General features: G+C 65.4%; 23 protein-coding genes. 1 reads left to right on the top strand and 22 read right to left on the bottom strand.

Annotated elements, in window-relative coordinates; translation table 11 throughout:
- Positions 1-23 precede the first annotated feature (23 nt).
- Complete coding sequence (locus tag FMZ75_RS12725) at positions 24-968, top strand: LysR family transcriptional regulator (protein ID WP_370464714.1); 945 nt, start codon at positions 24-26, stop codon at positions 966-968.
- On the opposite strand, the gene FMZ75_RS12720 is transcribed toward FMZ75_RS12725, so the two are convergent.
- From FMZ75_RS12720 to FMZ75_RS12615, 22 genes are all read right to left on the bottom strand, one after another.
- A complete protein-coding gene (locus FMZ75_RS12720; RefSeq protein WP_109027543.1) occupies positions 932-1,189 on the bottom strand; it encodes a DUF2274 domain-containing protein in 258 nt (85 codons plus the stop codon). The two genes, FMZ75_RS12725 and FMZ75_RS12720, sit on opposite strands and share 37 nt — an antisense overlap.
- Positions 1,186-2,394 (bottom strand): TrbI/VirB10 family protein, encoded by a 1,209-nt coding sequence (locus FMZ75_RS12715; RefSeq protein ID WP_166143241.1) that lies wholly within the window; start codon positions 2,392-2,394, stop codon positions 1,186-1,188. The genes FMZ75_RS12720 and FMZ75_RS12715 overlap by 4 nt, the downstream gene beginning before the upstream one ends.
- A complete protein-coding gene (trbG, locus tag FMZ75_RS12710) occupies positions 2,391-3,461 on the bottom strand; it encodes a P-type conjugative transfer protein TrbG (RefSeq protein ID WP_166143239.1) in 1,071 nt (356 codons plus the stop codon). The genes FMZ75_RS12715 and trbG overlap by 4 nt, the downstream gene beginning before the upstream one ends.
- On the bottom strand, positions 3,458-4,141 hold the full coding sequence (gene trbF / locus FMZ75_RS12705) for a conjugal transfer protein TrbF (RefSeq protein WP_166143237.1): 684 nt from the start codon (positions 4,139-4,141) through the stop codon (positions 3,458-3,460). Before trbF ends, trbG begins: the two co-directional genes overlap by 4 nt.
- Before the next feature lie 4 nt (positions 4,142-4,145).
- The gene (gene trbL, locus FMZ75_RS12700) at positions 4,146-5,486 is read right to left on the bottom strand and encodes a P-type conjugative transfer protein TrbL (protein ID WP_166143235.1); all 1,341 of its coding nucleotides are present in this window, start codon (positions 5,484-5,486) and stop codon (positions 4,146-4,148) included.
- Positions 5,483-5,797 (bottom strand): putative entry exclusion protein TrbK-alt, encoded by a 315-nt coding sequence (trbK-alt, locus tag FMZ75_RS12695; protein WP_166143233.1) that lies wholly within the window; start codon positions 5,795-5,797, stop codon positions 5,483-5,485. The genes trbL and trbK-alt overlap by 4 nt, the downstream gene beginning before the upstream one ends.
- A gap of 9 nt (positions 5,798-5,806) precedes the next feature.
- Entirely contained in the window at positions 5,807-6,550 is a 744-nt protein-coding gene (trbJ, locus tag FMZ75_RS12690; protein WP_166143231.1) for a P-type conjugative transfer protein TrbJ, read from the bottom strand.
- Positions 6,550-8,985: a conjugal transfer protein TrbE gene (gene trbE / locus FMZ75_RS12685; RefSeq protein WP_166143229.1), complete on the bottom strand. Its 2,436-nt coding sequence runs from the start codon at positions 8,983-8,985 to the stop codon at positions 6,550-6,552. The genes trbJ and trbE overlap by 1 nt, the downstream gene beginning before the upstream one ends.
- 6 nt (positions 8,986-8,991) lie before the next feature.
- Complete coding sequence (locus FMZ75_RS12680) at positions 8,992-9,270, bottom strand: VirB3 family type IV secretion system protein (protein ID WP_166143227.1); 279 nt, start codon at positions 9,268-9,270, stop codon at positions 8,992-8,994.
- A complete protein-coding gene (locus tag FMZ75_RS12675) occupies positions 9,270-9,608 on the bottom strand; it encodes a TrbC/VirB2 family protein (protein WP_166143225.1) in 339 nt (112 codons plus the stop codon). Before FMZ75_RS12675 ends, FMZ75_RS12680 begins: the two co-directional genes overlap by 1 nt.
- Entirely contained in the window at positions 9,605-10,591 is a 987-nt protein-coding gene (gene trbB, locus FMZ75_RS12670) for a P-type conjugative transfer ATPase TrbB (protein ID WP_166143223.1), read from the bottom strand. Before trbB ends, FMZ75_RS12675 begins: the two co-directional genes overlap by 4 nt.
- A gap of 217 nt (positions 10,592-10,808) precedes the next feature.
- Positions 10,809-11,552, bottom strand: a complete 744-nt coding sequence (locus tag FMZ75_RS12665; RefSeq protein ID WP_166143221.1) for an SDR family oxidoreductase — start codon at positions 11,550-11,552, stop codon at positions 10,809-10,811.
- Between the two features lie 333 nt (positions 11,553-11,885).
- Positions 11,886-12,329 carry a ribbon-helix-helix domain-containing protein gene (locus FMZ75_RS12660; RefSeq protein ID WP_166143307.1) on the bottom strand — a complete coding sequence of 148 codons (444 nt, stop codon included), beginning with the start codon at positions 12,327-12,329 and terminating at the stop codon, positions 11,886-11,888.
- A 9-nt stretch (positions 12,330-12,338) separates the two neighbouring features.
- The gene (locus FMZ75_RS12655; RefSeq protein ID WP_166143219.1) at positions 12,339-14,318 is read right to left on the bottom strand and encodes a conjugal transfer protein TraG; all 1,980 of its coding nucleotides are present in this window, start codon (positions 14,316-14,318) and stop codon (positions 12,339-12,341) included.
- A 145-nt stretch (positions 14,319-14,463) separates the two neighbouring features.
- Positions 14,464-16,221 (bottom strand): DUF3363 domain-containing protein, encoded by a 1,758-nt coding sequence (locus FMZ75_RS12650; RefSeq protein ID WP_166143218.1) that lies wholly within the window; start codon positions 16,219-16,221, stop codon positions 14,464-14,466.
- A 370-nt stretch (positions 16,222-16,591) separates the two neighbouring features.
- Positions 16,592-17,248, bottom strand: coding sequence for a lytic transglycosylase domain-containing protein (locus FMZ75_RS12645; RefSeq protein ID WP_246728940.1), 657 nt, complete (start codon positions 17,246-17,248; stop codon positions 16,592-16,594).
- A 124-nt stretch (positions 17,249-17,372) separates the two neighbouring features.
- On the bottom strand, positions 17,373-17,708 hold the full coding sequence (locus tag FMZ75_RS12640; RefSeq protein WP_166143216.1) for a DUF736 domain-containing protein: 336 nt from the start codon (positions 17,706-17,708) through the stop codon (positions 17,373-17,375).
- A 35-nt stretch (positions 17,709-17,743) separates the two neighbouring features.
- Positions 17,744-18,289 carry a S26 family signal peptidase gene (locus tag FMZ75_RS12635; RefSeq protein WP_166143305.1) on the bottom strand — a complete coding sequence of 182 codons (546 nt, stop codon included), beginning with the start codon at positions 18,287-18,289 and terminating at the stop codon, positions 17,744-17,746.
- Positions 18,286-18,804, bottom strand: a complete 519-nt coding sequence (locus FMZ75_RS12630; RefSeq protein WP_166143215.1) for a DUF2840 domain-containing protein — start codon at positions 18,802-18,804, stop codon at positions 18,286-18,288. Before FMZ75_RS12630 ends, FMZ75_RS12635 begins: the two co-directional genes overlap by 4 nt.
- Entirely contained in the window at positions 18,801-19,055 is a 255-nt protein-coding gene (locus FMZ75_RS12625) for a hypothetical protein (RefSeq protein ID WP_166143213.1), read from the bottom strand. The genes FMZ75_RS12630 and FMZ75_RS12625 overlap by 4 nt, the downstream gene beginning before the upstream one ends.
- Positions 19,056-19,110: 55 nt before the next feature.
- Positions 19,111-19,749: a ParA family partition ATPase gene (gene parA, locus FMZ75_RS12620; protein WP_166143211.1), complete on the bottom strand. Its 639-nt coding sequence runs from the start codon at positions 19,747-19,749 to the stop codon at positions 19,111-19,113.
- Positions 19,746-20,912 carry a replication initiator protein A gene (locus FMZ75_RS12615; RefSeq protein ID WP_166143209.1) on the bottom strand — a complete coding sequence of 389 codons (1,167 nt, stop codon included), beginning with the start codon at positions 20,910-20,912 and terminating at the stop codon, positions 19,746-19,748. The genes parA and FMZ75_RS12615 overlap by 4 nt, the downstream gene beginning before the upstream one ends.
- Between the last annotated feature and the right edge of the window lie 12 nt (positions 20,913-20,924).

The following is a 20,924-nucleotide window of genomic DNA, read 5'->3' as shown; positions in this document are numbered from 1 at the left end:
GGAGTGCCCCGATCGGACGGATCGTGTGTGGAATTACTTGGGAAGGAGCAATACGTTTGGATCTCAGGGAGCTGAGATGGGCCCTTGTCGCCTCACGGCATCGAAGTCTTCGGCAAGCGGCGGAGACGCTGAATACGCGTCAATCCACCCTCAGCCGTCGATTGCATGATCTCGAATGTGAGCTCGGCGTGGACTTGTTCGAGCGCACGACCGGCGGAACGAAGCTCACGCCGGTCGGTCGGGAGTTTCTGGAATTGGCGCGGCCCATCGTCGACGAAGCGGACCGTCTCTTCCTCACATTCAAAACGCGACGCAACGGCGGAAGCAGGCCATTACGAATAGGGATTTGTTCGTCGCTTTCAGCCGGCAATCTGCGGGAGACGCTCGCGGAGTTACGCCGCCAGATCGCGGATGCGGATATTCTCCTGGTCGACGGCGCCAAGGAGGGATTGCTCGGCGAGCTCGCCGCCGGCGCGATCGACGTCGCCATATTGACCTCCGGCGGCGGAAGGTGGAACGACCGTGTTCTGCCGCTCTGGGGCGAGCGGGTGGTCGTGGCCGTTCCGGAACATCACCCGCTCAATAATCGACCAGCGATCAAATGGCGAGAGCTTTGCAACAATCGGATATTGCTGACGCGGAGCGGCGTCGATTCTGAGCTCGAGCAATTGCTGAGCGTGAAGGCAGGAGGCTCGGGCTCTCTGCGTATCAGCTATCAGGATGTCAGCCTCGACAGGCTGCTGAGCCTCGTCGGCGCCGGCTATGGCGTCGCGCCACTGCTCGAAGGCGCCGCCGGATTTGGCTGCCCCGGAGTGACCCATCGCGAGCTGCATGGCGACTGTGGGCAAATGCGGCTTCAGTTCGCGGCCTATTGGAAAGAGACGAACAGCAGTCCGATGCTGCAGCCATTTCTCGATCTGTTGCGCGCCCGCTATCCCGACCTTTCGGTTTCCGCGACATCGGGTTGAGGTTTCGGACGCGTCCGAGTCTTCGCGAAGGCTCTGTCGGTCGCGATGAAGCGCTGAAGCATCGGGACAATCAGCTTGAGCGGATCGGCGATGGTCTGCCCATTGGCTCGGCCGAGCGCGTCGGCATAGGCGGTGAGATCGCGATGCAGAGAGGCGGGAATCTCGACGGTGATTTTGACGGGCTTGTCGTCGGCGAGCGGACCGAGCTTCAGTTTCGTCACGGCGCCATTCCTTCTTTGTATGGAGCCAATAGGAGATCCCGCGTCACGAGCACACGGACGGGGAAGCCCGGCCGGATGGTGAGAGTGGGCTGGACATTGAGCTGGCGTTGAACGAGCAATTGGCCGGTCTGGCTGGCGCTGTTGGAGCCACCGCGGCGGATCGCCTGGATGAGGCTGCTCTCGCTGCCTGTGGTTCCCGCTTCGGCGCCGATGCTGAGCAGCGTCGAGAGCGCGGCTCCCTTGATCAGCATGTCCCAATGATTGTCGACCTCGTCCTCGAGGCCGGCATAGCCGGCGGCGTCTGAGCCCGGTTGCCGCTCAAGCACGATCGAGGTTCCATTGGGCATGATGAGCCGGGTCCAGGCGAGGAGCACGCGCCTTTGGCCGTAAGCGACGGAGCTGTCGTATTGGCCGATGAGCTTCGCGCCCTGCGGGATGAGCAGAAATTTCCCCGTCGGATTGTCGTAGACTGCTTCGGTCACTTGGGCGGTGATCTGTCCCGGCAGATCGGAGCGGAGGCCGGTGATGAGCGCGGCGGGGATGACGGTTCCCGCCTGAACGACATAGGGCGACGCGGGCTTGGCGAGCCGGTCGGGACTGACGGTTCGCCTGTCGGTCGCAGCAGTCAGAAAAGCGGTTTTGCGATCCTGCATGTTCTGCGCGGAACCGGCGTCGACAGACGGCGCCGCTGTAGCGCCTGCATCGACAGCAGAGATCGCGGTCGGAGCGCTCGGCGTGCTCGGCCTCTCGCGCTCGTTCGTCTGAGCAAAGAGGCGGCTCACGCGCGCGGCCTCACCTTCTTGCGCGCGACGTTGCGCCTCGGGGTCGGACGCCGATCCGCCGACGATCGTCGTATTGCCGGCCGCGCTAGCATTCAAAATCGGCCGCCCGAGATCGCCCGGGAGAGGCGGGCCGAGCGGCGGCGCCGGCCGAGGCATTCCGGTATAGTCCTTGGGGAGGTTCGCGAGGCCGTCGGCTGCAGGACGGTTCTGCGTATTGTAGAGTTCCTGGGCCGCGCCGGTCCGCTCGCGGGGCTGGAGGGCGTAGCCGAGCGCGCCGGCGATCGCGAGAGCGGCGACGCTCGCCATGCCGATCAGCACCTTGCGCGACAGCCGCGTCACGCGCGGGCGTTCGCCGCGGAGGCGAAGGTCGGGCGCAATCGGCGGCGATGCGGCAAACCGCTCGTCATTCGAGTTCGGCGTCATGACCGCGGCCTTCCGTCGGTACGGACGATGCGCACGCGCCGCTCGCTATCCGCATCGCCGAGGCGGAGCTCTGCCGCCGCGAAGAGGCGATCGACGACGTAATAGTTGCGGCTCACGCGATAATTGACCAGCTCCGAGCCGCCGGCCGGACCGATGACGAAGAGCGGCGGCGTCTCACCCTGGCGAATGCCGCTCGGGAATTCGATATAGACCTTCGATCCGTCGTCGAAGGCGCGCAATGGCCGCCAGGCCGGAGTGTCGCCCTGGATTGCATAGCGGAAATTCAGCGCGGAGACGTCGACGCCCGTCGCGATCGGCGCAGCGGATTCCGCAACCACGTTCTGACGGCGCAAGGCGATGAGCTGGTCTTCTGGATATTGCCAGGAGACCGAGGCCATATAGGTCTTCTCCGTCGATCGCAGCTCGAGCAGATAGGTGCGCCGATCGGTGTTGACGACGAGATTGGTGACGAGATCGGGCCGCGTCGGCTTGACGAGGATGTGGATCTTTTTGGTCGCGCCCGCGCCGCTCTCCGTGTCGCCGATGATCCAACGGACGGTGTCTCCAGCCGCAACCGGCCCGGAGCCGACGAGCTGTTCGCCCTCTTGCAGAGCGACGTCGGTGATCTGTCCGGGCGCGGAATAGACCTGATAGAGCGCGCCGCCGGAGAAGGCATAGACCTGCACGGCGTTGATGAATCCGTCGCGCACCGGCTGCACGCGGGCGGCGGCGTTGGCCAGATTGACACGCACGGCAGGATCGGCGGGCTCGGGCGGCGTCTTGCCGGAGTAAAGCGGCTTCAACTGGCCCGGTAACGGAAGCGGCTTGGCGAGGGTGACGATTTTCACCGGCGCCGGCGGATCGGCGGAGAGCCGCGCCGGCGCGGCGTCGTCGTAATCAATGTCGGGCGGAATGAATTTCGCGCATCCGGCCAGCGAGGGCACGGAAATGAGCAGAATCGCAAAGCCGGCTTTACGGAAAGATGCGTTTCCATTTTTCCGGAACCGCAGGTTTACGGCGATGTGCGAAGCCGGATCGCCGGCATTCTGGAAATTCGGCCGGGTCATTGTCCGAGCTCCTTGGACCAGTTGATGGCGTTGACGTAGACGCCGAGCGGATTCTTGCGGAGACGATCGGCGTCGGTCGGCAGCTGGATGACGATGGTGAGGATCGCCGTCCATCGCGTGGTGTCGGCGAGCGCGCCCTCCTGATAGCGGCGCTCGATCCAAGCGACGCGGAACGAGTCGGTCGAGGCGCGGATGACGCTGGAGACGTCGACGGCGATCTGCTGCTTGCCGAGCTTGGCGAAAGGATCATTGGCGCGTGCGTAGTCGTTGAGCGCCGCGGCGCCCGCCGTCGTCGTGAAGTCATAGGCCTGCAGCCAACTTTGCCGGACCACGACAGGATCGGCCGGAGCGGCACGCACATCCTTGATGAAGCGAGCGAGATACCAGGCGATCTGCGGATCGGACGGCGTGTAATCTGCGGTCGCCGGAGCGACGGCGCGCGCCTCGCCGAGCCGGTCGATTTCTACGACCCAGGGGACGACGGTCCCATGCGTCGACTGCCAGACGAGACCAGCCGCGAGACCGCAGGATAAGAGCAGCGAGCCGAAAGCCATCAAGCGCCAGTTCTGCGCCTGGACGCGTGCGGAGCCGATGCGCTCGTCCCAGACCTGCGCGGCTCTTTGATAGGGCGTCTCCGGTTCGGGCGTGCGGCCATAGCGCACCGAGGCGCGTCGGAACATGGGTCTATTCCTCTTGTGAGAGATCGACGGAATGGCCGCCGCCATGGCTGTCGCCGGACTGAATGACATGCGCGGCGGTCGTCGCGCCGTGGCTCGCGAGTTGATTGCGCTTCATGCGCCGCGCCCAGGCGGGCGGCGCATTCCCTGGCGGAACGCTGGTCGCGCCGTCGCCGACCGCGCCTGTCGTCGACGAGCCGCCGGTCGCTGCGAAGGCGGCGCGTGCGCCGGCGGAATAGTTCTCGGCAAGGGAGCTCGTCGCGCGAGCGGCCGCGCGCCGGAAGGGCGCCGCTGCGACTGCGCCCGCCGCTTTGCCAACACCGGCGAGTCCGGCGGCGACAGCCGAAGGCCCAGATTCGCCGGCCGAGCCGAGCGCATAGGCCGAAGCGGCCCCGCCGGCGAGCCTCGCGCCACCGCGCGCGGTGACGGCGGCTCCCGAGGCGGCGGCCGTCGCTCCCCTTCCGGCGAGGCCGAGCGCCGCGCCTCCGACCATTCCGGCGCCCGCGACGGCGACTCCGGTTCCGACCGCTGCGCCGGCGCCGAGCTGCGGCGCGCCGGAGACGAGGCCGGTCGCGATGCCGGGACCGAATATGCCGAGTCCGAGCATGGCGAGCGCGGCGAGCACGACGGAGAGCGTCTGCTCGATCGTCGGCTGCTCGCCGCCATAGCTCGTCGTGAATTGCGAGAAGAGTCCGGAGCCGATTCCGACGATGACGGCGAGCGTCATCACCTTCACGCCCGAGGCGACGATATTGCCGAGCACCTTCTCGGCGAGAAAGGCAGTCTTGTTGAAGAGCGCGAAGGGAATGAGCACGAAACCGGCGAGCGTCGTCAGCTTGAACTCGATCAGCGTGACGAAGAGCTGCACGGAGAGGATGAAGAAGGCGATGACGATCAGCAGCCAGGAAATCATCAGCACGGCGATCTGAACGAAATTGGCGAAGAAGGACGCAAAGCCCATCATCTGGCTCGCCGCGTCGAGCAGCGGCTGGCCGGCGTCGAGGCCGACCTGAGCGAGACGGCCCGGCCGCAGGAAATCGGTGGTCGACACCGAAGAGCCACCGGCCTTGAGGCCGACGCCGGCGAAGCTGTTGAAGACGATTCCCGAGAGCTTGTTGAAATTGGTGATCAGGAAGGCGAAGAAGCCGATATAGAGCGTCTTCCTCACGAGTCGCTGGATCACATCCTCGTCGGCGCCCCAGGCCCAGAACAGGCCGGCGAGCGTGATGTCGATCGCGATCAGCGTCGAGGAGAGATAGGCGACGTCGCCCTTGAGCAGGCCGAAGCCGGAATCGATATAGGTCGTGAAGGTGTTCAGGAAGGAGTCGATGACGCCGACATTGTTCATGGCGCAGCGCCTTTCGATGTAGCAGCGGCCGGCGCGGCCGTGGGAGGCGTCGGCCGCGCCGGCCTGCCGAAGAAGCGGCGGCGGTTCTCCGTCCAGACCGCCTCACAGCGCTTGTCTTCGGCATCCTGGAGACCGAGTGCGCTGCAGCGGCGCAACTCGGCGGAAAGATCGTCTGGATCGTTGACGAAGGCAGCGCCGGCGTCACCGATGAACGGCGCAGGCGCATCGAGATCGATTGCGGAGAGCGTCGCGACCAATGTGGCGATCAGAATGAGGATCGCGCCGGCGCGCCATATGTCCGCTGGTCCCATGGCCGCGCCTCAATTGCCGTGGAACATGGTGACATTGTCCGGCTGATAGCCGGAACGCGTCGAAAAACGCCGATATTGCTCCAGTCCTTGTGACTCGGCGGCCGTGAGGCGCGATTGTTCGAGCGCATCGGCGCGGCTCTTGGCTGCGACCACGGCGACGAGATCGGAGAGCTGCTGCGATTGCAGCGCCAGCAGCTGATTGCCCGCCTGCGCCGCCTGGAGCGCGCCGGTCGCCGTCTGGCTGGCGGAGGACAGCGACGACATGGCGGAGCCGTTGCTCGAGATATTGCCGACGACGCCGGCCTGCACTTTCAAGGAATCCTCGAGGGCGGCGACGGAATTCTGCCAACGCGTCTGCGCCGTGGCGATCAGTCCGGAGCTGGAGGAGCTGGTCGACGCCGAACCATAGGTCGTCGCGAACGCAGTCTCGATCTGCTGGACATCGAAGGCGATGCGCTGCGCCTGGGCGAGCAGCGATTGCGTCTTCTGGATCGTCGTCTGGAGCTGGCTCAGCGTCGAGAGCGGCAGGCTCGCGAGATTGCGCGCCTGATTGGTCAGCATCTGGGCCTCATTGGCGAGGCTCTGGATCTGATTGTTGACCTGCTGCAGCTCGCGCGCGGCGGTGAGCACGTTCTGCGAGAAATTGCTCGGATCGTAGACGACGATCTGCGCGGGTGCCAAATCGGCGACGAGCGAGAAGCAAAGAGCGGCTGCGCCGAACAGGGCGTCGCGGCAATGAGACGGAGCAGCCATCAGGAAAACTCCAGATTGGTGAGGTCGGGGATGAAATCGGCGGCCCATTCGAGGCCGCGCTCGATCAGCCAGGCGCGGAGAAAGCCGTCCGGACCATAATCGGCGAGGATGCGCTCGATCGCGGCGTGATCGGTCTTGGATGAGGCGGCGCAGAAGGCGAGGCCGATCGGTCCGAGCCCCAGTTCGAAAAGGCGATTGCCGCGTCGCGATTGGCAGTAATAGTCGCGCTTGGGCGTCGCGCGGGCGATGATCTCGATCTGGCGATCGTTGAGGCCGAAGCGGCGATAGATTACGGTGATCTGCGGTTCGATCGCGCGCTCGTTCGGGAGGAAAATGCGGGTCGGACAGCTCTCGACGATCGTCGGCGCGATCGGGCTATTGTCGATGTCGGCGAGCGACTGCGTGGCGAAGACGACGGACGCGTTCCTCTTCCGCAGGGTCTTGAGCCATTCGCGCAGCTGACGCGCGAAGGCGGGATCGTCGAGCACGAGCCAGCCCTCATCGATGACGAGCAAGGTCGGCCTTCCGTCGAGGCGCTGCTCGAGGCGATGAAAAAGATAGGTGAGCACGGCTGCTGCGGCGCCCGCGCCGATGAGGCCTTCCGTCTCGAAAGCCTGGAAATTGGAATAGCCGAGGCGCTCCTCTTCGGCGTCGAGCATCCGGCCGAAGGGGCCGCCCACGCAATAGGGCTGAAGCGCCTGCTTCAGGGCCGTCGATTGCAACAAGACTGCGAGGCCGGTGAGTGTGCGTTCACTAGGCGGCGAAGAGGCGAGCGAGGTGAGCGCGGACCAGATATGCTCTTTCGCGATCGGATCTATGGTGGCGCCTTCCTTGGCGAGGATGGCGGCTACCCATTCCGCCGCCCAGGCGCGCTCGGCCGCGTCGTCGATGCGGGCGAGCGGTTGCAGCGCCACACTCTCCTCTGAGCCCGCCGACAGGCCGCCGCCGAGATCATGCCAATCGCCGCCGCAGGCGTTCGCCGCCGCGCGGATCGAGCCGCCAAAGTCGAAGGCGAAGATCTGCGCGCGGGCATAGCGCCGAAACTGCATCGCCATCAGCGCCAGCAGCACGGATTTGCCGGCGCCCGTCGGACCGACGATCAGCATATGGCCGACGTCGCCGACATGCAGCGAGAAGCGAAACGGCGTCGAGCCTTCGGTCTTGCCGAAGAGCAAGGGAGAGGCGCGAAGATGCTCGTCTCCGTCTGCTCCGGCCCAGATGGCGGAGAGCGGAATCATATGGGCGAGATTGAGCGTCGAGATCGGCGGCTGGCGGACATTGGCGTAGGCGTGACCGGGAAGAGAGCCGAGCCAAGCTTCGACCGCATTCACCCCTTCCGCTATGCAGGTGAAGTCGCGGCCCTGGATCGCCTTCTCGACGAGGCGCAGCCGTTCCGTCGCAATCGCCGGGTCTTCGTCCCAGACGGCGACAGTGGCGGTGACATAGGCTTCGCCGACATCGTCGGCGCCGAGTTCTTGCAGCGCGACATCGGCGTCGGCGGCCTTGTTCGCCGCGTCGGAGTCGACGAGGGTCGAAGCCTCATTGGTCATCACCTCCTTGATGATGGCGGCGACGGATTTTCGCTTGGCGAACCATTGCCGCCTGATCCGAGTCAGCAATCTGACGGCTTCCGTCTTGTCGAGGAGGATGGCGCGCGTCGACCAGCGATAGGGGAAGGCGAGACGATTGAGCTCATCGAGAATGCCGGGGTGAGTCGCGGTCGGAAAGCCGACGATGGTCAGAATGCGCAGATGCGCGTTTCCGAGCCGCGGCTCCAGCCCGCCGGTGAGCGGCTCGTCGGCGAGCAGCACGTCGAGATGCATCGGCGTTTCGGGGACGCGGACGCGCTGACGGCGCGTCGAGATCGTCGAATGCAGGAAGGTCAGCGTCTCGCCGTCGTCGAGCCATTTGGCCTCGGGCATGAAGCTCTCGACCAATTGCAGCACACGATTGGCGCGATCGATGAACCCCCGCAGCAGCTCCCACGGATCGACGCCGTCTTGCGCGCGGCCTTCATAGAGCCAGTTTTCGGCGCGCGACGCGTCCTCCTCCGGCGGCAGCCAGAGGAGAGTCAGGAAATAGCTGCTCTCGAAATGCGCGCCGGCCTCCTCGAATGCGTTCTGCCGCTCGAGGTCGACGAGCGCAGAAGCCGCATCGGGAAAGCGGTCATGCGGATAATGCTGCGCCGACGTCCGATCGGCTTCGACGAAGATCGCCCAGCCGGAGCCGAGGCGGCGCAGCGCATTGTTGAGGCGAGCGGTCACGCCGACGAGCTCGGCCGGCGTCGCGCTGTCGAGATCGGGTCCGCGGAAGCGCGCGGTGCGCTGAAACGAGCCGTCCTTGTTGAGGACGACGCCTTCGGCGACGAGAGCGGCCCAGGGCAAGAAGTCCGCGAGGCTCGTCGGGCGGCCGCGATATTCAGCGAGATTCAGCATGGAGCCTCACACACCGAGATAAGCGGGATAGCGCAGATGTCGGCGCACGACCTCGACGAATTGCGGATCTCGCTTCGCCGCCCAGACCGCGGCGCTGTGGCTGACCGCCCAGAACAGAGCGCCGGGAAGCCAGAGGCGAAGGCCGAGCGCGATGGCCGCGGCGAGCGTGCCATTGGCGATGGCGACCGCTCGCGGCGCGCCGCCGAGCAGGATCGGATCGGTCAGCGCCCGATGCACGGGGACGAAGAAGCCGGGGACGTCCTCGGCGCTGTTGAAGCCGCTCATCAGATCAGCGCTCCGCCGGAGAAAGAGAAGAAGGAGAGAAAGAAGGAGCTGGCGGCGAAGGCGATCGAGAGGCCGAAGACGATCTGGATCAGCCGGCGGAAGCCGCCTGACGTGTCGCCGAACGCCAGTGTGAGGCCGGTTACCGTGATGATGATGACCGAGATGATCTTGGCGACCGGACCCTGGATGGATTCGAGAATTTGGTTGAGCGGCGTCTCCCATGGCATGGAAGAGCCGGAGGCGTGGGCCGAAGAAGAAGAGATCACCGCGCAGCCGACGATGGCGGCGAGAATGGCGATACGGCGGCCAGATCGGCTATGCGGAACAAAGGGCGTCATGATTGGTCTCCTGCGACATGTGCAGCAATCGAAAGGACTCGGTAATCGCCGGTGGATGGATCGAGGCCGTCGACGGTCGCGAGCTCGGAGAGGCGCCGCTCGCCGCCGCGGCCCTGAAGAACGGCGATGACATCGATGGTCTCGGCGATCAGCGCGCGCGGCACGGTGAGCACGGCTTCCTGAATGAGCTGCTCGAGACGGCGCAGCGCCCCGACCGCCGTGCCGGCGTGAATGGTGGCGATGCCTCCGGGATGTCCGGTGCCCCAGGCCTTCAGCAGATCGAGGGCTTCGGCGCCGCGGACTTCGCCGATCGGAATGCGGTCGGGCCGCAGTCGAAGCGACGAGCGCACGAGATCGGAGAGGGAGATGACGCCATCCTTGGTGCGCAGAGCGACGAGATTCGGCGCGCGGCATTGCAGTTCACGCGTATCCTCGATCAGCACGACGCGATCGGCCGTGTGCGCGATCTCGGCGAGCAGCGCGTTGGTGAGCGTCGTCTTGCCGGTGGAGGTGCCGCCGACGACGAGAATGTTCTTGCGATCCGCAACAGCCTTTCGCAGGGAGTCGGCTTGACCGACTGTCATCACGCCTTCGCGCGCGTAGTCGTCGAGCGTGAACACTGCGACGGCAGGCTTTCGGATTGCGAAGGCGGGCGCCGCAACGACGGGCGGGAGCAGTCCTTCGAATCTCTCTCCCGTCTCGGGCAATTCCGCCGAGACGCGTGGCGCCAGCGGATGCACCTCGGCGCCGACATGATGGGCGACGAGCCGCACGATGCGCTCGCCATCGGCCGCCGACATTCTGCAACCGCTGTCCTTGAGGCCGCTCGATAGTCTGTCGATCCAGAGCCTGCCATCCGGATTGAGCATCACCTCGACGACGGTCGGATCTTCGAGAAAGCTCGCGACGGCAGGTCCGAGCGCGGTGCGCAGCATACGCGCGCCGCGTGCATGAGCCTGCGAATGGAGAAGAGATGCCGCCAAGATTGCCCCCGCTTCCGCCGATCTCGCGAAGGCGAACGGCCACGGGGATGATTAGAAAAGGCAAGAAAACGATGAAATCAACAAGCCAGCGGGCGTCGTAGCGGCCCGTCGAAGCGCAGCGAAAAAATACTTGCTCGGAAGGCCATGTGGACGGCTTTCATGAAGCCGTCGCTTTTCAGCATTCCTGCTGCGCTTAGAGGACAGAATTTGCGCACCGTCAGATCGTCAGCGCGCACAATCCTCCGTCAATGAGAAGGTTCTGGCCCGTGATGAAGGCCGCCTGCTCACTGCAGAGGAACGCGCATGCTGCTCCGAATTCCTCCGGCTTTCCAGCTCTCCCGGCGGGGACACGGGCAATCAGTGCGTCGGCGGTTGCGCCGAGCTCGATGAGTCGTTCCGTCATGATGGTGCCCGGCAGCAGGTTGTTGATTGTCACGCCATCCTTGGCGATCTGTCGAGCGACGCCTGCCACATACCCGGTGAGCGCCAGCCGAGCCGATGTGGAGAGGTCAAGTCTCTCCACCGGCATTCGGGCGGTCGCCGATGTGATGTTGACGATCCGACCAAAACGCCGCGTGCGCATGCCGGGCACGAACGTCTGGATCATCTCGACCGCAGAAAGAAAATTGACGTTGAGCGCCCGCTCCCAATCCTCGAGCGTCAAATCCATAAAATCTCTAGCCGGCGGGCCGCCGGCATTGGTGACGAGAATGTCCGCCTCGGAGGTCGACGCGTGGACTGCAGCGCGCCCTTGCGCAGTGCCGACATCGGCAACGACGAAGGCGGGCCGAAGTCCGGTCGCCTCCGCAATTCGGTCGGCGGCCGCCTGTAACGTCTCGGCCCGCCGTGCGACGAGCGTGACATGAGCGCCCTCGCTGGCAAGTGCCAAGGCGCATGCCATACCAAGTCCCCGAGAGGCGCCGCAAACGACAGCCGTTCTGCCCTGTATCCGAAAGTCCAAACGATACGCCTTTTCTCAGATGGCGGGATAGACCTGTGGGCCTTCGTCGCCATTGATAACGAGCGGTCCGATACTACAGAGGCAAAAACTCGACGATCACATGATATGTGTCAAGCGTTCGTCGGTGCTCCCGCGGTTTGACCACTTCGAGATCGCTCAACGAGTAAAGACGAGCTAATTCCTTCTCAATGCCGCTGGGGGTGCGTCGAGTGGACCTTCGGCAAAACAATGCGTCTCACATGTCTCCGTTAAACGGCGGAAAGAGGGCAGAAAAAACTGTCTTGATTGTTGCCCTCACATGCGCCCTCATCTCGATCAAATCGTCTGAGCGGTCTAGTCGAGAGAATTCTTCGCACTTTCATCAGAGTCCCGGGCTCGGAGCATGTCTCTCGGAATCTCGTCGAGCAATGTCCGTCCCTGATTGAGTCGTCGCCCCAGCGCCTCGATGAAGCCCTCGTAGCGCTCGCGCCCTTTCACCTGGGCGCTGGCCTGCGCCTCCGGCGGCAAGGGCGGCGTGACGGTCAGCCAGAAGCGGACGAACAGCGCGAGCGCTTCGGTCGTGAGGCCGCTGTTGCGTTCGAGGCGTTGAACCTGGCGGGTCAGCCTGTCGAGGCGGCGCGTGAAGGCGGCCTCCATTCGATCCGCGCCGTCAGGCGATAGGAAGGATGCGACCGCAGCCTCGACGATGGCGGAGCGCGTCAGGCGTTTCTGAGCGGCGAGTTCGTTGATCCTCGCGATCATCTCCACGGGAAGCGAGACATTGAGGCGGTCGCGCATCATGGCCTCCTACAGATCGAGGCCGTCGGCCGGGTCCATCGCACCCTGGCGCGCGACGCCGCCCATGCGTTGCCGGATGATTTCTTGCTGGCGCACGGCCTGCTCGGGCGTATCGTCGACCATGGCGAATTCGTTCATGCCTCGATGCGACGGCGTCGTCTCCTTCACGATCGCGACATGGTCGGGCAACTCCGGCTCACGTCGCAACCCGCCATTGGCCTCGTCCTCCGCTGTCGACCGCGCGAGGAGGTCGGTTGCTGGGCGCTGGACCGGCAGGGTAGACCAGTCATCCGGTCGGGGCGCGTGAGGCGCGTCTTTCGGCGGCGGCAGAATCCGATCGGCGAAGCGGCGGTCCTCATAATAGCGGGCTTTCTTCGCGCGGATGGGATGCAGGCCCGACATCATGACGATCTCGTCGGATGGTGGAAGCTGCATGATCTCGCCGGGGGTGAGCAGCGGGCGCGCCGTTTCGGAGCGCGACACCATCAAATGACCGAGCCAGGGCGAAAGCCGATGCCCGGCGTAGTTCTTCATCGCCTTCATCTCGGTCGCGGCGCCGAGCGCGTCACTCACCCGCTTCGCGGTTCGCTCGTCATTGGTCGCGAAGGACACGCGCACATGGCAATTGTCGAGGATGGAATTATTCGCCCCATAGGCCTTCTCGATCTGGTTCAGCGATTGTGCGATCAGGAAGCTCTTGATGCCATAGCCGGCCATGAAGGCCAGCGCGCTCTCGAAGAAGTCGAGCCGTCCCAGCGCCGGGAATTCGTCGAGCATGAGCAGCATGCGGTGACGTCGGCCGGTCGGACGCAATTCCTCGGTCAGGCGGCGTCCGATTTGATTGAGCACGAGTCGGATCAGCGGCTTGGTGCGGCTGATGTCGGAGGGCGGCACCACGAGGTAGACCGTGGCCGGACGCGCGTCGGACACGAGATCGGCAATCCGCCAGTCGCATTGGCGAGTCACTCTCGCGACGACGGGATCGCGATACAGTCCGAGGAACGACATGGCGGTGCTGAGGACGCCCGAACGCTCATTGTCGGATTTGTTGAGCAGCTCGCGCGCGGCCGAGGCGATGACGGGATGAGGACCGGCGTCGCCGAGATGGCGGGTGGTCATCATCGCCAGTAGCGTCGTCTCGATCGGCCGGTTCGGATCGGAGAGGAAGGCGGCGACGCCGGCGAGCGTCTTGTCGACTTCGGCGTAGAGGACGTGGAGGATGGCGCCGACCAGCAGGGAGTGGCTGGTCTTCTCCCAATGGTTCCGGCGCTCGAGCGATCCTTCCGGGTCGACCAGAACATCGGCGACATTCTGCACGTCGCGAACTTCCCACTCGCCTTTGCGCACTTCGAGCAGTGGATTATAGGCGGCCGAGTCGCCGTTGGTCGGATCGAACAGCAGGGCGCGGCCATGGCGGGCGCGAAAGCCGGCGGTGAGCTGCCAGTTCTCGCCCTTGATGTCGTGGACGATGGCCGAGCCCGGCCAAGTGAGCAGCGTCGGCACCACCAGCCCTACGCCTTTTCCGGAGCGTGTCGGGGCGAAGCAGAGGACATGCTCGGGTCCGTCGTGACGCAGATAGGCGCTTTCGTGCCGGCCGAGCACGACTCCGTCGGGGCCGAGCAGGCCAGCGGCTTTCATCTCGTCGGGCCGCGCCCAGCGGGCGGACCCATAGGTCTCGGCGTCGTCGGCCTCGCGCGCGCGCCAAATCGACATGGCGATCGCCGCCGCGATGGAGAGTGGTCCGGCCGAGGCTGCGATATAGCCGCCTTCGACGAAGATCGCTGGCGCATAGGCGTCGAAGGCATACCACCACCAGAAGAAGGCGGGCGGCGGATAGAAGGGGAAATGGGCGAACTCGAACCAGGGATGTCCGAGCTGCGGCTGGAAGCCGAGGCGCCAGGCGGTCCATTCGGTCGCCGTCCATATCGTCGTCAGCACGATGAGCGATACGACGAGAATTTGGCCCCAAAGAATCCTGGTCGCCCACATGGACGCCTCCATTCGAATAGAGCGAGGCGTCGAGACAAAGACGCGGTCCGAGCGCATTCAAGCGTGTTCGCGTCGCGATCGTAGCGTGGCGAACCGAGACGAAAAAATACTGGCGCGTGAACCGGCGATCGAGATTCACCGATCGTCACAAGCCCAATCCTCGTTTTCTGCCGATGCTCCATTCGATGCCGCCGTCGTCTCGCGTCGTCCCGGCGACATGCTGGCCGAGCTTCTTTTCGAGCGTCGGCGACCAGGGCACGAGCTGGAAGCCGAGACCGTCGTCGATCATGGCGAAGCGTCCGGAAGCGAGCACGAGGCGCTGACGATAGACGCCAGAGACCTGATTGCCGGCGGCGGCCAGCGTGTGCGGAAGGCCGGTCTCGGCCGAGAGCTTCGCGGCTACGTCATTCAGCTCGCGGCCGCGCAACGTCGCGAGCAGGTCGCCCTGGAAAATGACCTGTCCGCCTCGGCGCTGCGCCAGTCCTTCGGCGATGAGATGCTCGGCGCGCGCTTTCATGGCCGCGCGGACCTCGCCGCCGAATCCACCCATCGCCAGCGGCGTCGGCGTGCTCTCGATGAGACGGTGATCGAGCCATGTCGCCCCAGACGCGCCGATCTGGCGGTCGAGATCGAAGTCCGAGCGCGTCGCCAGGACGAGCGTCGGCTGCGGATCGTCGGAGCCGCCGAAGCGCCGCACCTCGACGACGCCGCCGATCGGCGGGGCATGTTCGAACGCCTCGACGCCGCGGAAGCGGACATGATGGGCGCGGCCGTCAGTCCCGTCGATGACGGCATAGGCTTCTCCGCTCAGCTCGTCGTGCAGTCCCTTGTCGACCAGCCGCCCGACGATCGGCGACTCCGAAGGCGCAGCATCGAGGGCATAATCACCGACTCCACGGTCCTGGCCGCGCTCGGCGAAGGCGCGGTGCATGGTCGTGATGATGTCGCCGCGCATTCCGAGATCGCGCAAGGTTCGTTCCGCTTCCAGGCCGATCATCCACTGGCCGGGACCGGCGGAGGCGGCGAGTCCCATTCGCTCGAGCTTCTGAGCGCGGCCTACCATCAGGCGGCGCAATTCGGGATCGTCTGGACCAGGACTCGCCGGGCGCAGGTCGACCAGGCCCGTCTCGTCGGCCGCGAAGCGAATGGCGGCGTCGCACCGTGTCCAGCGGTCGGCGTCGACCTCGAGCTCGAGCGCCGTGCGGATCGCATGTTCGGAGCGTGGGCCGAGTTCGATGGAAACGATGTTCTCCGCGCGTGAGCGCAGGCCGTGGCTGATATAGTCGCGGGCGATGACGAGATCGGCGCCGGTCTCGTCGACGCCGCGCACCAGCAGATGGACATGCGGATTGGCGGTGTTCCAATGATCGACGGCGATCCAATCGAGCCTCGTTCCGAGATCGGCCTCCATCCGGCCGGCGAGATCGCGGGTGAAGGCTTTGAGGTCGGTCATCTCACCGGCGTCCTCGGGCGAGACGATGAACCGGAAATGATGCCGGTCGTCTTCGCATCGCTCGGCGAAGGCCCGATCGTCGGCGCGATCGTTCGCGGCGTCGAACATGACGCCGTTCTCTCCGTCGCGGCTGACGCCGTCGCGTTTCAGATAGGAAAAATGCGCGGACAGCGGCGCCGATCGAAAGCTGCGGCCCTTGTGGCGAACGACGCGCGCCTTGACGACGACGCGGCGGCCCGGATCGAAGAGGCGGGCGCGGCCGAAGGCGGAGCGCCCGCGCCCGAAGCCGGAGCCGCCCGCGGCAGCGGATCGCGCGCCGCTATGCGGCGTCGCAGGTCCGGCCTTGCGCGCGGCTTTCAGAACCTCAGCGACGAAGCTCTTCGGCTTCTGCGCGCGCGTCGTGCGGACCCGCCCCGGCCGGACGCGGAAGTCTTTCTCCTCCCGGCTCATCGGAACGCCTCGTCGGAACGAACGGCGGCTCCGAGAACGTGGTGTGCAAGTCGAAGCCTTGTAACTCCACGTGGATTTGCCGAAACCTGCCAACGACCGACCGGCCTGCCAGAGGAAAGACGAGTCGCGACAGCGACTTGTCTGCCGGCGTGGCAGGCGCTTTTATCTCGCCGTAGTCCGGTCGTGATCTGCGCTGAATTGCCTTTCGCCGTTCTCTCTTCACCACATTGCGTTGGGAAACGCTGGAGTGCGAATTGTTCACAAACCGCGCTCGCAATGCGCCCGCACGCGTTCCTCGCAGGGCAAGTGGCGGCGACGGGGTCCCTCAGTGCGCAAATGTCGGCAGTCCGACGGCAACAGCGATGCTGGTTCATTGCGCGTGCTCCGTCGACGAGAGCGCGACGAACAGGCCGTTGGAGCGAGGCGCGATGGCGGACAGATCGCGCGTGACGGCAACAGCTGTCGTGTCGGTCGCTGTCTGGACTAGCGCCGGATGATTGGCGGTATGTGCGCTGTCGAGCTGTTCGACGAACAGCGGCGCCTTCGTCCACGGTGAAAGACCGGAGACAGTGCGAATGACAGGTCGAGCGCTACCATTTCCATCGATGAGAGGGAGCAGCGCCGCGACATAGGCGACGGTCTCGGATGGCAATGACCGGCGCCCGTCGCGATAATCCTCGTAGCGGCGCGGTCCTGCATTATAGGCCGCGAGGAAGCCCGGCGAGCCGTAGCGATCGTGCAATTCGCGCAGGTACGCGGCGCCGGCGAAAATGTTGTCGTGTGCGTCGAAAGGATCGCCGGCAAGAGTGTAACGGCTGCGCAGTTCCGTCCAAGTGTCCGGCATGATCTGCATGAGCCCGATCGCGCCCTTGGGCGAGATAACGTCTCGTCGGGCGCGGCTTTCGATCGCCATGACGGCGCGAATCCATGCCGCGGGAATGCCGAAACGCCGCGCCGCCTCTGTGACGTGGACGGCATAGGGCTCGCCATCGGTCGGACGATCGAACGGCGCTGCCTTCGCGGGCATGACTCCGCCCAGTGTGCAGGCTGAGGCGAGGCCGATAAGAAGAAGGAGCGTGAATCGCGCGCGCGTGCAGGCACGGTTTGGGCGGTCCGATTTGCACATGAGCGGGAGTGCGGAGCGCATGTGGTCAGCCCCGCTCGTTGCGCTTCTGAAGTCGGGTCCAGTGCAGAATCCAGCTGGACTTGTCTTCGCTCGACTGGAGCAGATTGGCGCGGATCGGCTGCGTCAGGGCTGGATCGTCGAGGAGCAGCGAAACATAGTCGCCGGCTTTCTTGCCGATGCGCTTCCATGCCGCCCCGATCTCCGGCCCTTCCTCGTCGCCGAGCAGGATGCGGTAGTCTGGCGCGTTCTCCGCGCCACTATGGTCGGCGGGAACGAGAACGATCTGGGCGTCGAGCGACAGCGTGCGGACGGCGCCGGAATAGCCTGATTTGGTGCGCATGAATCGACCGATCTGCGTCATCGGAGTTCTCCTTGGGTGGTAAAATCATGCGGGTGTCAGTCGACGGCGGCGCGCCAGACGAAGCGGCCGTCGCCTCCTTCGTCGGTCCAGATCGGAACTGCGCGAGCGACGATCGATGCGACGGGGAGCGGACCGAAGTAGCGGCCGTCGAGGCTGTCCGGGACGGTCGGATTCATGAGGAAAACCTCGGCCACCCTCAGCGTCCGGCAGCCGGTCCAGTTCGGCAGCAAACGACCGAGGCGATCGCGATCTCGCGCTTCGCCGACGTCGACGCCATCGACGGTGACGGTGGAGCCGGCGCGGCATACATTCTGTCCGGGGAGCGCCAAGACATGCTTCAAGAGAAGCACGCCTTTCGGCAGGAAGCCGCCGTCAGCGAGGAAGCTCACGATGGGTTCCGGCGGGCGGACTGCCACCAGCTGCATAGCGCGGAGTCGGCCCGTGGCCTGAAGCGCATAGAGTCCTGTCGGCGTGCTCGCCGTGGCGTTCCAGACAAGCCATGGTGTGGCGGGAGCCAAGGACTGGCCGCCGATCAGCAGCACGGAGGAGAGCGTCGCCGTGACATAGCCGAGGCGGATCATGGCGCGACGCTCCGGCGCTTCAGCCACGCGTCATGCTGCTCGCGCGTGTAGGCGCGTGGCTCGTCGCCGACGGCGAGACGGTTGTGTAAATGCCGCCAATAGTCGGGCGACGCGTCGGTGGGGTCGACGCCGATCGCCTCTATGGCGTCGATCACCTGGAGCGCTCGCTCGACCCTCGGCCAGGCGTCGACGCGCAGCAGGATCTCGCCGCCGGGCCGCACGAAGGGCAGCGTCTGATAGCGCTCGCCGGCTCCGACGGCGCGGACAATGTCCATCCGTGAAATCACCGTGCCGAAGTCGTTCGACGCCCAACGGACGAAGCAGAAGATGCTGCCGGGAGCGAAGCTGGCGATGCGGCGGCGGCGGTCGAGAATCTTGTCCGCCGCGCGATGGCCGAAGCGAATCCGGAACTCGATCTTCTTTTCGATCCAGGTCAGCTCGACATGGGTGAGAGGCGCGGCGCCGCGATGGGGCGGCGCTTCGACGCGAGCGGATTGCGGCTCGTTGTCGTTCATGATGTTTCTCCGGGATCGTCGGGAAATTCACGTGCGAGCAGGTCGCGCAGCATGTCGGCGACGGTGACGCCGCGCCGAAAAGCGGCGACCTTGATGCGGCCGCGCTGCGTCGGCGTGACGTCGATCGTCAGGCGTGCGGTGAATCCGCTGGCGTCGTTCGCGCGCCGGGCGGGAGCGTTTGCCGATTTGATCCAGTCCTCGGCGTCGCCGGGACGCGCCGCGAAGCCGCGCTTTGCAGTGCGCTCGTTCATGCGGCGCCTCCGTCGTCGGACGACGAGAGGTCGTGCATAATTCCCGCGAAGATCGTCATGGCGCGATCCTCCCGACCTCGGCGGCGAGCGCGACGATCTCGCGCGCGGCCGGCGTATCGTCGGCGAGTTCGCAGACGAGCCTGCCGGTCTGCGCGGCGTCGGCGAAGGCGATGCGCTGACCTATCGTAGCGGAGAGCGCCGGCGGATCGTGATCGGCGAGCGTCTCGACCGTCTCGCGCGCGATGACGGTGCGCGCGGCGTAGCGGTTCAGCACGAAACGGGCGGCGAGCTGTGGGCGATAGATGCGTGCCTCGCCGAGCAACGCCAGCATCTCGGCCGACGCCCAGCCGTCGAAGGGTGACGGCTGCACCGGGATCAGCGCCAGATCGGCCGCGAGCAGCGCCGAGCGCATCAATCCGGCGACTCGCGGGGGACCGTCGATGACGAGATGGTCGACGCCGCGCGCCAGCTCGGGCGCTTCACGGTGGAGCGTGTCGCGCGGCAGGCCGACGATGGTGAACAGCCGCGAGAGGTTCTCGCGCGCTCGCTGCTGTGACCAGTCCAGCGCCGAGCCCTGAGGATCGGCGTCGATCAGCGTGACGCGCTTTCCCTGCCGAGCCCATTCGCCGGCGAGATGCAGGGCGAGCGTCGTCTTGCCGACGCCGCCCTTCTGGTTGAGCAGCGCGACGATCATGACGCGCGTCCTTCGCTTTCGCCAAAAGGAAGAGGCGCTTCGGAAGTCGCATCGTCCGTAAAGCCGGATTTACGGAAAGTCGTATCAGGCGTATTCTTTTCAGACGGAAGTTTCGGTGCGCGCGAACGCTCGGATGTGATTTCCACACCGGCCGGGCGCAAACAAAAGTTAGAGTCTCTGTTAGACTCTAAGTTAAGAGCCGGGATTTTTTCAGCGGGCCAGAGGGTTAGCTGCCCTCCGCGCGCCCGAAGTCCCGATAGGGCCGCGCCCGAAGTCCCGATAGCATGCGCGCCCGAAGTCCCGAGTGTTTCCACAGGTTTATCCACAGGGGCTGTGGATAAGTCGGCCGGCAGGATGTGCAGCAGCTCGCGCCGGCCCTCGTGCTCGATCCGCAGGCGATAGCCGGGCAGCGACTGCCGGCACACGATGAGCCGGATGTCGATCGCGAAATCCCTGAGCCTCGCGAGGCTGCCGGATTTTTGATGCAGATGCGGGATGTCGAAAATCCAGCCCTGCCTCTGTCGACCGGCGTGCTTGCGGGCCACGCGATAGAGCCAGCGCTCGACGCCGCCTGTCAGCCGGAAATAGGCTGGGTCGATCGCGAGCACGAGCGAGCGGTCGACGACGCCGCGGTAGAACCATTCCGGGAGAACGAATTCCATGCCTTCGACGCGGCCGTCGCGCGTCACGCACTCTTCCCATTCGTTGATCCAGGAGAACTGGCTACGACGCCAGTGCTCGCCGTTGCGAATGGTGGTGCAGATGGCCGTCGATTGCAGGCGGGCGAGCGCGCCTTTCAGCAGCTTGTAGTCGCGGGCGCCGGTCGCGCGTCCGACCGCTTTGAGGAGCTGATAGGGCGTGAAGCGCAGAAAACGGGAAGTCGTGAGGCCTTGGTTCTCGGCCTCGACGATCTGGCTCGCCGCCCAGATCAGCACATCGGCATCCCAGATGGTCGCCATGCCGTGCTCGGGCATGGCGAAGACTTCAACGCGCGCGCCGGCCGCCTCGTAGAAGATCGGCGTCGTGCGCTTCGCCTTGGCGAGCGAGAAGAACGGCCGCTCCATGAGATCGCGCTGATCGCGGGGGGATGCGTCCCCCGTCGCGATGACGAAGGGGTGGAGCCGGCTTCGCTCGCTCGAGATGACGGGGAGGCGGCGCGACATGGCGGCGTCGCC

The organism is Methylosinus sp. RM1 (genome assembly GCF_011378635.1).
GTDB classification, from domain to species: Bacteria; Pseudomonadota; Alphaproteobacteria; order Rhizobiales; family Beijerinckiaceae; genus Methylosinus; species Methylosinus sporium.
The sequence above is the reverse complement of the archived record's forward strand: the minus strand, read 5'-3'. Positions and strand labels throughout refer to the sequence as shown.

Coding starts and splice junctions, on each gene's coding strand:
- FMZ75_RS12715 (WP_166143241.1), bottom strand. CDS start 2,394: ATGACGCCGAACTCGAATGACGAGCGGTTTGCCGCATCGCCGCCGATT.
- trbG (WP_166143239.1), bottom strand. CDS start 3,461: ATGACCCGGCCGAATTTCCAGAATGCCGGCGATCCGGCTTCGCACATC.
- trbF (WP_166143237.1), bottom strand. CDS start 4,141: ATGTTCCGACGCGCCTCGGTGCGCTATGGCCGCACGCCCGAACCGGAG.
- trbL (WP_166143235.1), bottom strand. CDS start 5,486: ATGAACAATGTCGGCGTCATCGACTCCTTCCTGAACACCTTCACGACC.
- trbK-alt (WP_166143233.1), bottom strand. CDS start 5,797: ATGGGACCAGCGGACATATGGCGCGCCGGCGCGATCCTCATTCTGATC.
- trbJ (WP_166143231.1), bottom strand. CDS start 6,550: ATGGCTGCTCCGTCTCATTGCCGCGACGCCCTGTTCGGCGCAGCCGCT.
- trbE (WP_166143229.1), bottom strand. CDS start 8,985: ATGCTGAATCTCGCTGAATATCGCGGCCGCCCGACGAGCCTCGCGGAC.
- FMZ75_RS12680 (WP_166143227.1), bottom strand. CDS start 9,270: ATGAGCGGCTTCAACAGCGCCGAGGACGTCCCCGGCTTCTTCGTCCCC.
- FMZ75_RS12675 (WP_166143225.1), bottom strand. CDS start 9,608: ATGACGCCCTTTGTTCCGCATAGCCGATCTGGCCGCCGTATCGCCATT.
- FMZ75_RS12660 (WP_166143307.1), bottom strand. CDS start 12,329: ATGCGCGACCGCCTCAATGTCTCGCTTCCCGTGGAGATGATCGCGAGG.
- FMZ75_RS12655 (WP_166143219.1), bottom strand. CDS start 14,318: ATGTGGGCGACCAGGATTCTTTGGGGCCAAATTCTCGTCGTATCGCTC.
- FMZ75_RS12650 (WP_166143218.1), bottom strand. CDS start 16,221: ATGAGCCGGGAGGAGAAAGACTTCCGCGTCCGGCCGGGGCGGGTCCGC.
- FMZ75_RS12645 (WP_246728940.1), bottom strand. CDS start 17,248: ATGCCCGCGAAGGCAGCGCCGTTCGATCGTCCGACCGATGGCGAGCCC.
- FMZ75_RS12640 (WP_166143216.1), bottom strand. CDS start 17,708: ATGACGCAGATCGGTCGATTCATGCGCACCAAATCAGGCTATTCCGGC.
- FMZ75_RS12635 (WP_166143305.1), bottom strand. CDS start 18,289: ATGATCCGCCTCGGCTATGTCACGGCGACGCTCTCCTCCGTGCTGCTG.
- FMZ75_RS12630 (WP_166143215.1), bottom strand. CDS start 18,804: ATGAACGACAACGAGCCGCAATCCGCTCGCGTCGAAGCGCCGCCCCAT.
- FMZ75_RS12625 (WP_166143213.1), bottom strand. CDS start 19,055: ATGAACGAGCGCACTGCAAAGCGCGGCTTCGCGGCGCGTCCCGGCGAC.
- parA (WP_166143211.1), bottom strand. CDS start 19,749: ATGATCGTCGCGCTGCTCAACCAGAAGGGCGGCGTCGGCAAGACGACG.
- FMZ75_RS12615 (WP_166143209.1), bottom strand. CDS start 20,912: ATGTCGCGCCGCCTCCCCGTCATCTCGAGCGAGCGAAGCCGGCTCCAC.